13 protein-coding genes and 1 pseudogene are annotated in these 12778 nt (G+C 68.7%); 6 read left to right on the top strand and 8 right to left on the bottom strand.

Translation table 11 applies throughout. From position 1 onward, the window contains the following. Positions 1–23: 23 nt before the first annotated feature. Positions 24–1016 carry an alpha/beta fold hydrolase gene (locus tag ACIF80_RS33275; RefSeq protein ID WP_399811618.1) on the bottom strand — a complete coding sequence of 331 codons (993 nt, stop codon included), beginning with the start codon at positions 1014–1016 and terminating at the stop codon, positions 24–26. A 338-nt stretch (positions 1017–1354) separates the two neighbouring features. On the opposite strand from ACIF80_RS33275, the gene ACIF80_RS33270 reads away from it, so the two are divergent. The 3 genes from ACIF80_RS33270 to ACIF80_RS33260 all read left to right on the top strand — a co-directional run bounded on the left by ACIF80_RS33270 (position 1355) and on the right by ACIF80_RS33260 (position 4575). After that, positions 1355–1804, top strand: a complete 450-nt coding sequence (locus ACIF80_RS33270) for an SRPBCC family protein (protein WP_399811616.1) — start codon at positions 1355–1357, stop codon at positions 1802–1804. Positions 1805–2078: 274 nt separating this feature from the next. Continuing rightward, positions 2079–2939 carry a sulfurtransferase gene (locus ACIF80_RS33265; protein ID WP_399811613.1) on the top strand — a complete coding sequence of 287 codons (861 nt, stop codon included), beginning with the start codon at positions 2079–2081 and terminating at the stop codon, positions 2937–2939. Between the two features lie 316 nt (positions 2940–3255). Next, entirely contained in the window at positions 3256–4575 is a 1320-nt protein-coding gene (locus ACIF80_RS33260) for a hypothetical protein (RefSeq protein ID WP_399811610.1), read from the top strand. A gap of 904 nt (positions 4576–5479) precedes the next feature. On the opposite strand, the gene ACIF80_RS33255 is transcribed toward ACIF80_RS33260, so the two are convergent. Both ACIF80_RS33255 and ACIF80_RS33250 read right to left on the bottom strand, forming a co-directional pair. Next, positions 5480–7099, bottom strand: a complete 1620-nt coding sequence (locus ACIF80_RS33255; protein ID WP_399811607.1) for an endonuclease NucS domain-containing protein — start codon at positions 7097–7099, stop codon at positions 5480–5482. A 262-nt stretch (positions 7100–7361) separates the two neighbouring features. Beyond that, positions 7362–7688: pseudogene (locus tag ACIF80_RS33250) on the bottom strand (transposase family protein); the annotation flags it as partial. A 110-nt stretch (positions 7689–7798) separates the two neighbouring features. Between ACIF80_RS33250 and ACIF80_RS33245 the strand changes: the two are divergent. After that, positions 7799–8341 carry a hypothetical protein gene (locus tag ACIF80_RS33245; RefSeq protein ID WP_399811604.1) on the top strand — a complete coding sequence of 181 codons (543 nt, stop codon included), beginning with the start codon at positions 7799–7801 and terminating at the stop codon, positions 8339–8341. On the opposite strand, the gene ACIF80_RS33240 is transcribed toward ACIF80_RS33245, so the two are convergent. The 4 genes from ACIF80_RS33240 to ACIF80_RS33225 all read right to left on the bottom strand — a co-directional run bounded on the left by ACIF80_RS33240 (position 8307) and on the right by ACIF80_RS33225 (position 10954). Beyond that, positions 8307–8873, bottom strand: coding sequence for an ATP-binding protein (locus ACIF80_RS33240; RefSeq protein WP_399811601.1), 567 nt, complete (start codon positions 8871–8873; stop codon positions 8307–8309). The two genes, ACIF80_RS33245 and ACIF80_RS33240, sit on opposite strands and share 35 nt — an antisense overlap. A 187-nt stretch (positions 8874–9060) precedes the next feature. Then, entirely contained in the window at positions 9061–10056 is a 996-nt protein-coding gene (locus ACIF80_RS33235; RefSeq protein WP_399811598.1) for a hypothetical protein, read from the bottom strand. A gap of 126 nt (positions 10057–10182) precedes the next feature. Further along, on the bottom strand, positions 10183–10650 hold the full coding sequence (locus ACIF80_RS33230) for a hypothetical protein (RefSeq protein ID WP_399811595.1): 468 nt from the start codon (positions 10648–10650) through the stop codon (positions 10183–10185). Positions 10651–10729: 79 nt separating this feature from the next. After that, complete coding sequence (locus ACIF80_RS33225) at positions 10730–10954, bottom strand: DUF397 domain-containing protein (RefSeq protein WP_399811592.1); 225 nt, start codon at positions 10952–10954, stop codon at positions 10730–10732. 315 nt (positions 10955–11269) lie between these two features. On the opposite strand from ACIF80_RS33225, the gene ACIF80_RS33220 reads away from it, so the two are divergent. Then, entirely contained in the window at positions 11270–12160 is an 891-nt protein-coding gene (locus tag ACIF80_RS33220; protein ID WP_399811589.1) for a helix-turn-helix domain-containing protein, read from the top strand. Then, positions 12157–12348 carry a DUF397 domain-containing protein gene (locus ACIF80_RS33215; protein WP_399811586.1) on the top strand — a complete coding sequence of 64 codons (192 nt, stop codon included), beginning with the start codon at positions 12157–12159 and terminating at the stop codon, positions 12346–12348. The genes ACIF80_RS33220 and ACIF80_RS33215 overlap by 4 nt, the downstream gene beginning before the upstream one ends. A gap of 47 nt (positions 12349–12395) precedes the next feature. On the opposite strand, the gene ACIF80_RS33210 is transcribed toward ACIF80_RS33215, so the two are convergent. Beyond that, positions 12396–12665 carry a hypothetical protein gene (locus ACIF80_RS33210; RefSeq protein ID WP_399811583.1) on the bottom strand — a complete coding sequence of 90 codons (270 nt, stop codon included), beginning with the start codon at positions 12663–12665 and terminating at the stop codon, positions 12396–12398. Positions 12666–12778 lie beyond the last annotated feature (113 nt).

The following is a 12778-nucleotide window of genomic DNA, read 5'->3' as shown; positions in this document are numbered from 1 at the left end:
CCGAGAAGGTCTTCAGCGGCGCCTCAGGAGCGGCGGGACCGGACGACCAGGGTCGTGCCCCCGGCCACCGCGAGGACCGCCGCGCCGCCGAGGACCGCGGTCTGCTCACTCGCGCCGGTTGTGGCGAGACGGGGGCTCGCGCCGGCCCTGGCAAGACGGGGGTGCGAGCCGTGCGCGGCCTTCAGGACCAGGTCGGTGATGTCGCCCGGACTGGTCTCCATGACGGCGTGCGGGGCGTCGACCTCGACGGTGGTCGAGCCCGCCCGCTTCGCCATGAAGCGCAGGTTCTCGGTGCCGATCGTGCGGTCGTCGGTGGTCACGAGGTACCACGAGGGGATGGTCTTCCACGCGGCCCCCTTGCTCGGCTGATAGCTCGTGGCCACGTTCGCGGGCCGCTGTGAGGCGGCTAGGACGTTCGCCCGGGCGGCGTCGAGCCGGTTGCTCAGGAAGACGTCTCTGAACTTGTCCGGCTTGATGTACAGGTCGACATCGCTGGGACCGCCGCCGAGCGGTACGGCATTCAGCGCGGTGGGGACGGGGGCCATGGGGTCGTCCGTCAGATGACTGCCGGGGTGCTTGGCGATCAGCTGCAGAGCCGTCTCGCCCTTGTCCGGAGCGAACCCGGCGATGTAGACGAGGGACTTGACGTTCGGGTTGCCGACCGCCGCGTTGGTGATGACGGCGCCGCCGTAGGAGTGACCGACGAGAACGAGGGGGCCCTTGATCGTCTTGAGCAGGGCAGCGAGGTAGTCGGAGTCGTCGGAGAGGTTGCGCAGCGGATTCGCGGGGGCGATCACCGGATAGCCCTCGGCCTGGAGGCTACGGACGACCTCGCTCCAGCCCGAGGCGTCCGCCCAGGCGCCGTGCACCAGCACGACGGTCGGCTTGGCGCCCTCGTGGGGTTCGGCACCACCGCTCTCGGAGGCCACGGAGGGGCCGGCGGCTGTCAGGGCCGCGGCGGGGAGGAGAACGGCCAGGGGAAGTGCCCGCCGGGCGGCGTGCCGTATGTGCTTCATAACCACTCTTTCGCCGAGGGGAACGACTGCACGACGACACTGCATTCCACCGGCTGGTGCGGCACCATGAAATGGTCCGGTCGAGTGAAGACCACGTCGGTGGACACAGCCGCTGAGGGAGGTCGCGGCACAGTACCGAAGGAGGCCGTGAACCGGCGCCCGGCCCCCGTCGGGCGGACGACATCGCAGGGCCCCGATCGGCAACTGCGAGCCCTCCGAGCAACCCCAGCGGTGCGCCCCCGTCGGGGGCCGACGCCCTTCTGCCCGGCGCCGCTCTTCGCTTCCGCGCCGGCGCCGCAGCCCATGGTTCGAGTGGTGTGTCCTCGCAGGGAGGAAACATGAGCACCCGGTTCGATGTCACGGTAGAGATAGACCGGCCCATTGAGGACGTCTTCGCCTACCTCGCCGACGGCCGCCACGACCCCGAGTTCAGCCCCCGCGTGCTGGAGATCGAGAAGAGTCCCGAGGGCGTCACCGACGTGGGCACCGTCTTCCACAGCACCGTCAAGGACAGCGGCATGACGTCCCGGCGGGACTTCGAGATCAGTGAACTGACCGCCCCCACCCGTATCCGCTGGCACGAGGTGTCCCGCAACTCCATCACCGCCGACGACGGCGGCTACGACCTCGAGCCCACCGCCGACGGCGGCACCCGGGTGCGCCTCTTCAACGTCCTCGAAGGGCACGGCCTGGGCAAAGTGCTCCTCCCCCTCGCGGGCAGCGCGGCACGCAAGGACGCCCCCGCCTTCGGCCGGCGCATCAAGGCCGCCGTCGAGACCTCCGCCTGACCGGAAGTGCCGGGCCCTCCGCCCCTTTCCGCTGGGCAGATGATGGGCGCCGACCTGCGCAAATGGCCTTTCGGCTGTTTCATGCCCGCACCTGCTGGCGCAGCGGAATGTCCCGGAGAAGTCCCGGGAGACTTCTGCGGCCTGCGGCCAGATACGAGGCCCTCGGACCACCCAAATGTCCGAATGCTGAGACATGTTTCTCATATGGGTATGTTTGCAGGGGACCTCGGCGTTTTGCCGGGGACCGTACTAATGCGAGAAAGAGGGAACACTCATGTCTCACCCCCTGCTGGTGGACCCGGCCTGGTTGCACGAACGTCTCGGGGACCCCGCGATCCGGATCCTCGACGCGACCACTTTCCTCACCCAGCCCGAAGGCGACGGCTACTACGACGTCGAGTCGGGCCGCCAGGCGTACGAGAAGGCCCACATCCCCGGCGCCGTCTTCGCCGACCTGCTGAACGACCTCGCCGACCCCGGCGCGGCCACCACGTTCACCGCGCTCGACAGCGAGACGTTCGCCGCCCGGCTCGGCGCTCTCGGCGTCGGCCCCGGCACGCACGTGGTCATCTACGACCAGGGCCCGAACATCTGGGCCACCCGGCTGTGGTGGAACCTGCGCTACGAGGGCTTCGACGACATCTCGGTGCTGAACGGCGGTCTCCCCGCCTGGACCCGGGCGGGCCACGAGGTGAAGAGCGGCGTGGAGTCCAACGAGCCCGCCGTGTTCACCGCCCGGCGCCGTCCCGAGCTCTACGCCGACAAGGACGCGGTCCTCGCCGCGATCGAGGACCCCGGCACCCGGCTGGTGAACTCCCTCGACCGGCCGACCTTCGCGGGCACCCGCCAGACCTACGCCCGGCCGGGCCGCATACCGTCCAGCACGAACGTTCCGTTCCCCGAACTCGCCCACCCCGACGGTCTCTTCCGCGGCCCGGACGAGGTCCGCGAGCTCTTCGACGACGCCGGTGCCCTGGACGAGTCCAAGAAGGTCATCACGTACTGCGGCAGCGGCATCGCCGCCACCGGCCTGGCCTTCCAGCTGGCCGTCCTCGGCCGCCCCGACGTCGCGATCTACGACGGTTCCCTCACCGAGTGGGCCGCCGACCCGGCCCTCCCCCTCGAAGTCGACTGACGGCCCCGGCTCACTCGGACGCCCCCGGGCCCCCGGACCCGCGCTGTCCGGGGGTCCTGCCGGGCGGCCGGGTGCCCCTCGCGGATCCGCCGCCACGGTGGTCCGGCAGCCGGGGCATCGCATCGGCGTCATCGGCAACTCCTTGCGCACAGGGTCCGAGCGCTCATCACTCCAAGGCGAGGAAGCCGGCCCGGTTCCGGGACGGTCCGATGTGAGGGAGTGACGTTCGGGTGCTGTGATCGGTGAAGACGGGAATCCACTGTTCTCGTGGGACGTCAGCCGTGGGCTGTCGTGAAAAACTCAGAGTGGGGGGACGGTGATCGATTACCGCAAGGCAACCGTTCCGGTCTGGACGCGGGCGACCGGTGACGTCCGGGCGCCCGCGGTGGCCGGGGACCAGCCGATGATGGCTGAGCGCCTGGCCGAACTGCGCAGCGTGCTGGCCGCCTTGGCCGACCAGCCGATCGCCACGCTCGAGGCGCACCCGCTGCCCGACAAGCTCGACCGCAGCCAGGGCATCCCGCTCGATGCCGCCAGCCCCCTGGCGCAGCACCTGTCGCAGCTCATCACCGAGTCGGCGAAGGCTTCCGCCACGGCCGCCAAGGCGACGGCCTCCGGCGAGATCCTGTGCCGCGTGGTGGTCCCGGCGAAGGTCGCCGCCGAGTTCGGGCAGGGGCTGGTTCGCTGGATGGTGCCGAAGGGGTCGACGGGCGAGTTCTACGGCACCCTCGTGCATTCGACGACGGGCCAGATCGCCGCCAAAGCGACACTTGTGCCGGTCAGCGGAGCGGCGGCGGCGGGCACGGTCGGCGGCGCGGGTGCGACCGCCGGCGCCGCGGCCGCGGGCGGCGCGGTGCTCACCGTGGCCGCTCCGCTCGTGCTCATGGCGGTGGCCGTAGGAGTGAGCGCGCACGCCGACCGCAAGCGGCAGCAGGCCATCGCGCACATCACGGACCTGCTGGAGCAGCTTCAGGCCGACAAGCTCGACGACGAGCACAGCGCACTCAACGGCTGCCGTCCCGCCATCGACAAGGCCACGGCCGTCCTGCTCGACCAGGGCAAGCTCGGTGTCTCGCTGGGACTCGACTCGGCGGTGCACACCATCGACACGGCACTGAGCAAGGCCGACATCCGTCTGGCCCGCTGGCGGAGCGCGCTCGACAAGCTGCCCGCCGGCGAGCCCGTCGAGATCGGCACGCTGACCGAGTCGTTCCCCGGCGTGGACGACCAGGGCGGCACGTTCCGCACCCACGTCGAACTGGCGGAACTGGCCATGGCGTTGAAGCGGCGTGTCAACGTCCTCCAGGCGGTCGAGCGAGCCCAGAGCGAGCCCGACAACCCGTTCGAGAACTTCGCCCGCGCCCTCAAGGACGACGAGCGGCGTCTCGACGAGCTGGAGTCGGGCATCGCCGGGGTGCTGGTGCGCCTGTCGGCGCTGGAGCTGGCACGCCCGAACAGCAAGCGCCCCGTCTTCACGACCGGTGAGGTCGACCGGCTCCTGCGCGCGGCGTACCAGATCCGCCGCCTGGGCGACGGCGTCGCACTCAACGGCCGCCCGACGGACGTGGCGATCGAGATCGCCCGCGACAGAGACGGCTCGGTGGTCGTGTTCCCCGCGCTGCCCGCGGAGGCATAAGGGCTCGGAGTGGAGGGTGCGGATCCAGTGCGGTCGCGCGGGCGTGACAGGGAAAGCCCGCCGCCCGACGGACGCTGGCCGCATCCTCTCCCGGAGCGTGTGCTGGTGAGCGCTCTTCCGGCATTCTGATGAGTGCTCAGATGCGCGGCGCTTAAGGTCACCCCATGGTGGGGTTGAGAACACTGCAGGGGTACCTACTCGAAGAGGTGCTCGCCTGGCTGCTGAGGTCCAGTGGATACCGTCTGCTGACGGAGGCGGACGACACGGCCAGACACCCGTGGAAGGTGCTGGAGAGGCGCAAACACGGGCTGGTGGTTCGGGGGCGGGGTGCCTGGCACCAGGCGGACAGTTTGGGGGAGTTCCCGTACGTCCCTCCGTTCTCGCTCCCGATCCGTCTGTTCGCCGAGGCTAAGAGTTTGATCTTGGCGACTGGCCTGCTGCGGAACGCTCACAACCACTCCACATACCCGCGCTTGACCACATGCGCATCGTGGATGAGGCCCAGGAGGTCGGAAGGTAGGCATCGTCGCGGCCGTGGATGACACGGGCTTCTGGGCGGCGCGCCGGCGGGTTGGCTAGGTAGGCGTCAATGTCCGGGATCGCAAAGCCGGCGCCGCGACGGCACTTGCGCTCATACGGCGCCGGCTCGTTCAGGTCTCCCCTTGGGCGCGCCATCCCGCCCCCTCGCCGCGGCCCGGCCCGCGTACCGCAGCCACTGACCGCTCCGCCCCGACAACGACTGGAGACTCCCGCCACATTGCAACCCGGCATCCACTTCTCCTTCGGCGACCACAAGGAAGGGCTTCGTCGCCTCCTTCACCTCAGTCAAGCCTTTTCACCTATCGCATGCTGACCAGATCATTCGCGGTGCCCTGCGGCCAGCCACGACCAGATCCGACGAGCGCTAGACGACATGAGTGAAGGCGCGGTACTCCCGAGCCACCAGCTCCACCTCGTGGGAATGCCTGTTGAGGTACTGCCCGATCGAGACGATCTCGCCATCAGCCGCAATGGTTGCGTACGCCTGTGCGTACCCGCGAGGATCCGTGTCCGAGGAGTAGACGCGAGCACCCTGATCTTGGTGTATCCAGATGCGGTGCTCTTCGGCCACCGTTGCCTGGGACCCAACGGGTCCGATCTTCTCCAGGAGCACGTAGTGCAGCCCCAGGAGATCCAAGAGCTCTCGGTCACGTTCCCACACGGCCCCCGCGTACATGTTGCTCATCAGGAACAGCGGATCGCGGTACACGAGCCGTACCGCATCGGGCAACGACATGCCTCGGCCGTTCCAACACAGGGCGCCACGTACCGAGTGCCGTAGGCCGTGGCGGGGTACGGCTTCGCCCATGACCATGGGCAGGAGATTCTCCAGGCCGTCCGGCCACCCATGGGTGATTGTTTGCAGGAGGTCACAGGGGTTGTAGACGTGCAGTCCGACGTCTCCCTCACCAACCTTCGGGCCCACTTCGTCGAGCCAACCGGCCACCAGCGAATCCCACTCGTGGTTGCCGTCCAGGCTCTGCCGAGCCTCCTGCCGGAACGCCTTCCAACGGCTGGCTACCTGCGGGCTGGCGGTGCCCGTGTACAGGATCTGACTGTCTCCTCGTTCGTCCCCGGTAAGGAAGCGGAACAGATCCTGCTCTTCGAAGGCGGCTGTGACGTCGTAGGCGCCGGTACCTCGGAAGCCTTGGATGGCCCAGTTGGGGTCGTCACGGAGATTCTTCAACAGCCCTGGCCGTGCGGACTCCATGTTCATTCCGCGCAGCTTGCTGCGCGCAAGACGGTTGCAGATCTCGCTGAGGGCCAGGTACTCCGCCTGGTGCTCGTCAGCGAACGGCTCAGGCCCGTCGTAACCACCCAGGAGATCCACTGCGGCGAGTTCCTCGTTCACTCGGCCGATCGCCAGGTACAGGCCGAAAGGCGCAGGGATGTAGTGCTTCTCCGCTACGCGGTCCAGATCCGCCGCCAACAGGTCGAGCGCCCCCAGCTCGTCCGCGACCTTGCTGATGATCCTCCAGCCCTGCTCCCGCTGTTCCTCCGTGACGAAGAAGAACAGGTTGTGGATGGGGGTGATGCGGGGTTCAAACGCCCGGGACAGGAGCTCCACCCGCTCAGTCCCGGTGGGGGTGCCGTTGTTGTCCAAGAGCAGTCGGTATCCGCGAAGATCATGACTCCAGTCACGCGCGGCATGACTGACGGCGATCAGGAGTTCCTCCCAGTCATCCGGCATGGCGACGATCACCGCACGAATGCGGTCCGGCGCGAGGTTCTTCTCCCGGCAGAGAAGCTCGGTGTACTTGTTGACCTCGTGCAGGGCTTGCCGCGCGCTGGACCGGGACCGCTTCAGCTCGATGACCACCCACATCTGATGGCGATCACGGGCCAGGATGTCGATGCTGCCCCTGGTGCCGTGTGCGTTGGGCAGCGGGTACTCCTCGAACTGAACCGGCCGGAGCCCCGGCTCGATCAGCTCCAGGTTCTGTACGAGCGCATTGCGGAGAACGTTCTCGAGAGGCGGTCGCATGGCCGAAGGCTAGACCGAAGCACTGACAAGGGCACTGGGGTGGGACACAGTTGGCGAGTCCCCTGCACCCCTTCGGTCCCCGTGACGAGCACGACCGCATCTCGGGCTACTCGTTCTCTTTGCTCTCCGACCCGGGTGCGCCATAGGGCTGGCGATCATGGCTCCGCAGGCGGCCTCTCAGATGCCCCTATGTTTGTCAAGCAGCGGTCGTGAGGGCTGATGGGCCATCAGGCAGCTGGTGGCGTGTGATCATGTCGGCGCGTATGGGCAGCAGGGTGCCGTCCAGCAGCACGAATGCCTTCATCGATGCTGTCCGGGCCGCCTCCGCGAGGGTCGGGGCGAGGGCGGCCAAGAGTTCGACGGCCTCCGCGATGTAGCGGTAGGCGGTCGTGGTGCCGATGCCGAACCCGGTTGCGAGCTGGGCGTACGGGTGGCCGTTGCGGAGGTGGGCGAGGGTAAGCAGAGCCTGCCGACCGGGGCTCAGGCGCCGCCACCGGGTACCGAGCTCCCGACGGTGTTGGCGGAGCTTGGTGGGCAGGAAGCGCAGGGCGGAGCTGGACACGTCGACGTCGGACGGGTAGACAAGCACACGAAGCGCCTGGTGGAGACGGATTTCTTGGTCGAAAAACCATCTACCAGGGGCTTCACCTGTCTGGCAGCTCAACTACCCGACCTGCTCGGCAGGTTGGAAAACGCTCAGTGTACGAGATCCGCAACTACGTACGCCGCCACCTGCTGGACATGCACGAAGACCCCGTGCCCAGCTCCACCTCGGTGACTCGTCCGCTCGACACGCTGGTGGCCGACCTGCAGTGTCTGTCGCTCGGACTCATCCTCGCCTTTCCCGCGGCTCCTTTCGTCCTCGGGCTCGTCTCCGACGATCTCCAGCACTTCTTCAGATACGCGCGCGAACACCCCACTCACGCGGTGCGCGTGCGCAGGAGCGAGCGGAAGGCAGGGCATCCCCTCTGGTCTCTCGAACCCCGCGAAGGACGTGCCTACAGGTTGACCTTCAGCCTCCCGGAATACGTCGAGGACTGGATTCTCGACCAGGAGGAGGGGATCCGGTCCCGCACCCGTTGGACGGCGCGTGACCTGCTCTCCGCCATCACTCTGTACTGGGTCGACGACGGTCACACCCACACCTTCCGGCTTCACTACGACCCGGACGAGTTCCGTGAGGTCAGTGGGAGGCCCAGACCACCGTTCAGCGACTTCGACGAGATGTCCGACCTGTACTGATCCCGAAGGGGGTTTGTTCGGTGTGATTGACGCCGTAGTGCCGAAGCCGGGTGGGGACGCCGGCGCGGTAGGTCGTCGAAGTGATCAGGGAGTGATGTCGAGCAGGTCGGGCCCGGACGGTCTTGCCGCTCGGCGGGTAGGGGACGCACTCCCAGTGGTCGGCGAGGGCGGTGACGAGGGTCAGGCCGCGTCCGGTGGTGCTGAGTGGGTCGGACGCGGTGTCCGTGGGGCGGGGGAGCGGGCGGAGGTCTCCGCGGGCGTCGCTGACCTCGATACGGAGGCGGCCGGCCGCCGGGTCGAGGGCGAGGGTCAGCCGGAAGCAGCGGCCGGGCACGCGGCCGTGCAGGACGGCGTTGGCGGCGAGTTCCGCGACGACGAGTTCGGCACGTTCCGTGAGGTCCTGCGAGGCGCCCCGGGAGCGCAGTTCGGTCACGGCGAGGAGCCGGGCGAGACGGGCGCCGCGCCGCGTGGACGACAGCAGCTGGGTGAAGGCGTCGGTGGGGGCGCCCACTGGGGATGTTGCGTGGTTCATGCCGTCAGACTGGCGGTCGGGTGGGGGCGGGGGCGAGTGCCGCGCCCCGTACGCGGGGTGACCGTACGGCGGCGGAGAGGAGTCGGTGCGCTTGCGGAACGGGCATGTGCGAGGCGTTGGGGACCGGGCCGCGAACCGAGCGGGCCGCACCCCGGAGTGGGGCGCGGCCGGGTGTGCGCTTCTGGTGTCAGTTGGCCGAGGACCCGGGGTTCCTCGGCTCTTGGCTGAGGACTGCGGTGTGCTCCGGGCTCTGGGCGGGGGCGGGGACGCGGTCCGTGGCGGAGGGCCTGGCGAAGATCTCGTCGAGGGTGATGGCGTCGATGGCGCGGTCGAACCAGAGATCCAGGAGCGGCATGTCCGCGCAGGTGATGACGCGCTGTCGGGTCTCTTCCGTCATCGAGAAGCCGCGGCGCTCCATCAGGCGCAGCAGTTGCTCGGCCTTTCCGGCCACGCGTCCTTCCTTGAGTCCTTCTTCCTGTCCTGCGAGGCGGGCGTCGCCCACGATGGTGCCTTGCCTGGGGGTGAAGAGGGTTTTCATCAGGTTCCTCCAGATTTTCCGGGCGTGTTCGCTGCCCAAGCCGTCCTCGATCAGTCCCGCCAGGTCGTCCCGCGCTTCGCGGTCCGTGTCCTGGGCCAACGCCTCGCCCATTACCGTCAGTATGCCCTCGATGTCCGGGTCGTTGCTGTGGATCCACAAACAGAAGGCGGCGAAGTCCAGGTCGGCTGAGGCATCCTGGATCCGGCTGACGCGCGGAACGTTGGCCGGGCCCAGTACGTGAGGCACTGTCACCTGGGTGGGGCGCCCCAGGCCGGTGCGCAGAGGTCTGGCCGCCCATGCCGCTGTTGCCGTGTCCACGCACAGGACCAGCAGGACGACCTCGAGTTTGTACCGGTCACGCAAGTACGCGACGTAGTACGGCCACGAGGTCTCCTTCTTCGTTTCGATGCGGCTCTGTGCCTCGACCAGCAGGATGAACGGATCGCGCCCGTCGGGACGGACCACCCGCAGTACGGAGTCCATTTGCCGGGTGAACATCTTCGGGGCGCTGGATGCGTCCGTCGGAAGGGTCTCGGTGGTGACACCGGGCGGGATTCCGAGGTCCAGGAGGTCCAGCGCACGGTTCAGCGCTTTCGGACGTCCTGGCAGGAAGCCGTGCAGGGTGTCGTGACTGGCGTTGGGCATGACGTGAAACTATGCGCGGAGCAAGAACATTCGTTGGTTTTTGAGGTGTGATCACCCGTTTGGTGACGCTCTCTGGGGTTGACGCCGAGGCGTGCGGTCAGGGCGGGGGTGAGTGCCGAGCCTGCTCTACGCGCACGGGCAGGCCAGTCCGGGGGCCGCGCGGTTCGGGGAGCACGTGACCACGGCCAGGGAGAGGTACGAGGGGCGTTCGAGGTAGTGGCCGTACGACACGTCGGCGCCCGAGCGTAGGCGTTCGGCGGCGGCGTCCACCAGCCGGGCCAGGCGCGCGGTGTCCCGGTCGCTCTCCGACGCGAATCGCGGGGTGCACTCGGCCAGCCGTTCGTCGAGCCAGGCCGCCGCCTCCTTCGCCTCGTCCCAGGTGCCCCGCACCAGTGAGCGGGGCTTGACGAGCCAGTACGCCGTCTCCAGGGGCGGGAGGTCCGACGTGCGGAACTCCGCGGCCGCCTGGCGGTAGCGCTCGATCAGTTCCGGCCTGCTCCCGGCCGGGGGCGGCTCGGGGTGCGGGGGTCGTCGCAGGGCCTCGTCGTCGAAGCGCGTCTTCGGGCCGGTCCAGAGGTAGGCGTGGTGGTGCACGAGCCGTTCCCGTTTCGAGAAGCGCCGGCCGGACGCGGGGAGGGAACCCGGTCCGGCCGGCGGTAGGGGGAGGAGAGGGTCAGGCGCCGAGGCCGAAGTGCGCCGGGTCGATACCGGCGGCGTCCAGTTCCTCCGTGGTGAACCGCAGTGGCTGCGCGTCCGGCCGCTTGCTGTCGCCCAGGGCCCAGGCGTCCTCGCTGATCCGGGCCAGCGTCACGCAGCCCTCGGTGCAGGGGCCGCCGCAGGCCTTCGTGAACGAGGCCCCGCCGATGTCGAGCGCGTACAGGTTGGTTCCGTTCTGCATGACTGCACCTTCCAGCTCGTCTGACGCGGCCAGGTCCGGCCGCCGCCGCCCGTGGTGGGCGGGAGTTCACGGGAGGGGAGGTGGCCGCCCGGGTGTTTCCGCAGGTGAGCGGCGGACGCGGACGGTTTCTCCTGGCTCTCCGTGACCTCAGAGTGGCGGCCGGACGGGGCGGGGACGAGTGTGGCAGCCCGTACGCTGGGTCAGCGTACGGACACGAAGAGTGGGGAGTACGTCTGATTTTCCGTCACGCTGGACGGTGAACGCGGGGCGGCGTGAGGAGCCGTCGCGGTGCGGTGCGGAGGAAAGGAGCGGCGCATGGACATCGTCGAAGTCGAGGGGGAGGCGGCCGGCGGCGGCGCTGGTGCGCGGGCGGTGCCGATGGGGGAGTGGGAGCGGGAGCCGCATCCGTCGGACAGCCTGCGCACGTTCGGCGCGTTCGTCCAGGCGCTGCGCGAGCACGCGGGGCTCAGCCGGGTCGACCTCGGTGCCCGGGTCCAGTACTCCAAGCACACGGTGGAATCGGTGGAGTTGGGGCGCCGGATGCCGGACGAGGCGTTCGTGGAGCGGGCAGAGGAGGCGCTGGGCAACACGGGTGCGCTGCGGAAGGCTGCGCGGCATCTGACGCGGGGGGAGGCAGGGCTCGCGGCGTGGTTCCGGCGGTGGGCGCGGCTGGAGCGGGAGGCGGTGAGCCTGTGCACGTACGAGTGCCGGTTGGTGCCGGGGTTGTTGCAGTCGGAAGTGTATGCACGGGCGGTGTTCGACAACAGCATCCCGCTGCTGACCGATGAGCAGACGGAGGCGCAGGTCGCGGCTCGAATGGAACGGCAGGCAATGATGCGGGAGCGGCCGACCGTGCCGTTCGGTTTCATCGTGGAGGAGTCGGTTTTCCGACGCGGGCTGGGTGGGGCGCAGGTCCAGTCGAACATGCTGGACCAAGTGCTTGAGCTCACCGCGCCGCGCAACGTAACGCTTCAAGTGGTACCGCTGGAGTTGGAGTTCCATGGGTGCCTGGACGGGCCCATGCGGATCTTGGAGTCTCCGGAAGGGCGGCGGCTTGGGTACTCCGAGGGGCAGCAGAACGGTCGGCTGATCTCCGACGCGAAAGAGATGAGTCTGCTCTGCCGACGCTATGACACACTGCGCTCGCAGGCCCTCAACCCCAAGGAATCCCGGGACCTGCTGGAGCGACTGCGAGGAGAGCTATGAAGAGCGGTACGTCGAAACTCGCCTGGTTCAAGTCCAGCTACAGCGGCACCCAGGGGGACGACTGCGTGGAGGTCGCGATCGCCGAACAGGCCGTCCACGTGCGGGACTCCAAAGACGTGACCCGCCCGGCCTTCGCCGTCGGCCGCGAAGGCTGGGGGCAGTTCGTGCGGTTCGCGTCGGAGCGCTGAGCGGACTTGAGTCCGTGCCGTCCGCTGGAGTGGCGGACGGCACGGACTCACCGCGTTCGGGAGCCCTTGGTCTCGTCCGTGGGGCCGTAGCCGAGGGCGGCGCGATTGATGAAACGGTCACCGAGGTCGCGAACAGGCGCGGGCTTCGGCTTCTGCGTCGAGCTTTTCGCCGTGGACTTCTTTGGGGCGGGCTTCTTACCGCCCGCACGCCCGACTGGTGTCGACTTTGCCTGCTTGGCGTTCTTCGCGGCCAGCGTGTTACGCGCCGCGTACTTCTTGCGGAGCGCTGAGAGCCGCTCGCGTTCCTGTACGGCCACATTGGTAGGGGGGGCGCGGACTACCGCCCCGACCCGAACAGCACGTTCATGACGAGGGCCCTCTGAAGGGCCGAAGGGTTCCGCCGGAGCGCCGGAGCGCCGAAGCCCCGCCA

This window comes from Streptomyces sp. NPDC085927 (assembly GCF_044540975.1).
Lineage (GTDB): Bacteria > Actinomycetota > Actinomycetes > Streptomycetales > Streptomycetaceae > Streptomyces > Streptomyces hirsutus.
The sequence above is the reverse complement of the archived record's forward strand: the minus strand, read 5'-3'. Positions and strand labels throughout refer to the sequence as shown.

Coding starts and splice junctions, on each gene's coding strand:
- ACIF80_RS33275 (WP_399811618.1), bottom strand. CDS start 1,016: ATGAAGCACATACGGCACGCCGCCCGGCGGGCACTTCCCCTGGCCGTT.
- ACIF80_RS33270 (WP_399811616.1), top strand. CDS start 1,355: ATGAGCACCCGGTTCGATGTCACGGTAGAGATAGACCGGCCCATTGAG.
- ACIF80_RS33265 (WP_399811613.1), top strand. CDS start 2,079: ATGTCTCACCCCCTGCTGGTGGACCCGGCCTGGTTGCACGAACGTCTC.
- ACIF80_RS33255 (WP_399811607.1), bottom strand. CDS start 7,099: ATGCGACCGCCTCTCGAGAACGTTCTCCGCAATGCGCTCGTACAGAAC.
- ACIF80_RS33240 (WP_399811601.1), bottom strand. CDS start 8,873: ATGAACCACGCAACATCCCCAGTGGGCGCCCCCACCGACGCCTTCACC.
- ACIF80_RS33235 (WP_399811598.1), bottom strand. CDS start 10,056: ATGCCCAACGCCAGTCACGACACCCTGCACGGCTTCCTGCCAGGACGT.
- ACIF80_RS33225 (WP_399811592.1), bottom strand. CDS start 10,954: ATGCAGAACGGAACCAACCTGTACGCGCTCGACATCGGCGGGGCCTCG.
- ACIF80_RS33220 (WP_399811589.1), top strand. CDS start 11,270: ATGGACATCGTCGAAGTCGAGGGGGAGGCGGCCGGCGGCGGCGCTGGT.
- ACIF80_RS33215 (WP_399811586.1), top strand. CDS start 12,157: ATGAAGAGCGGTACGTCGAAACTCGCCTGGTTCAAGTCCAGCTACAGC.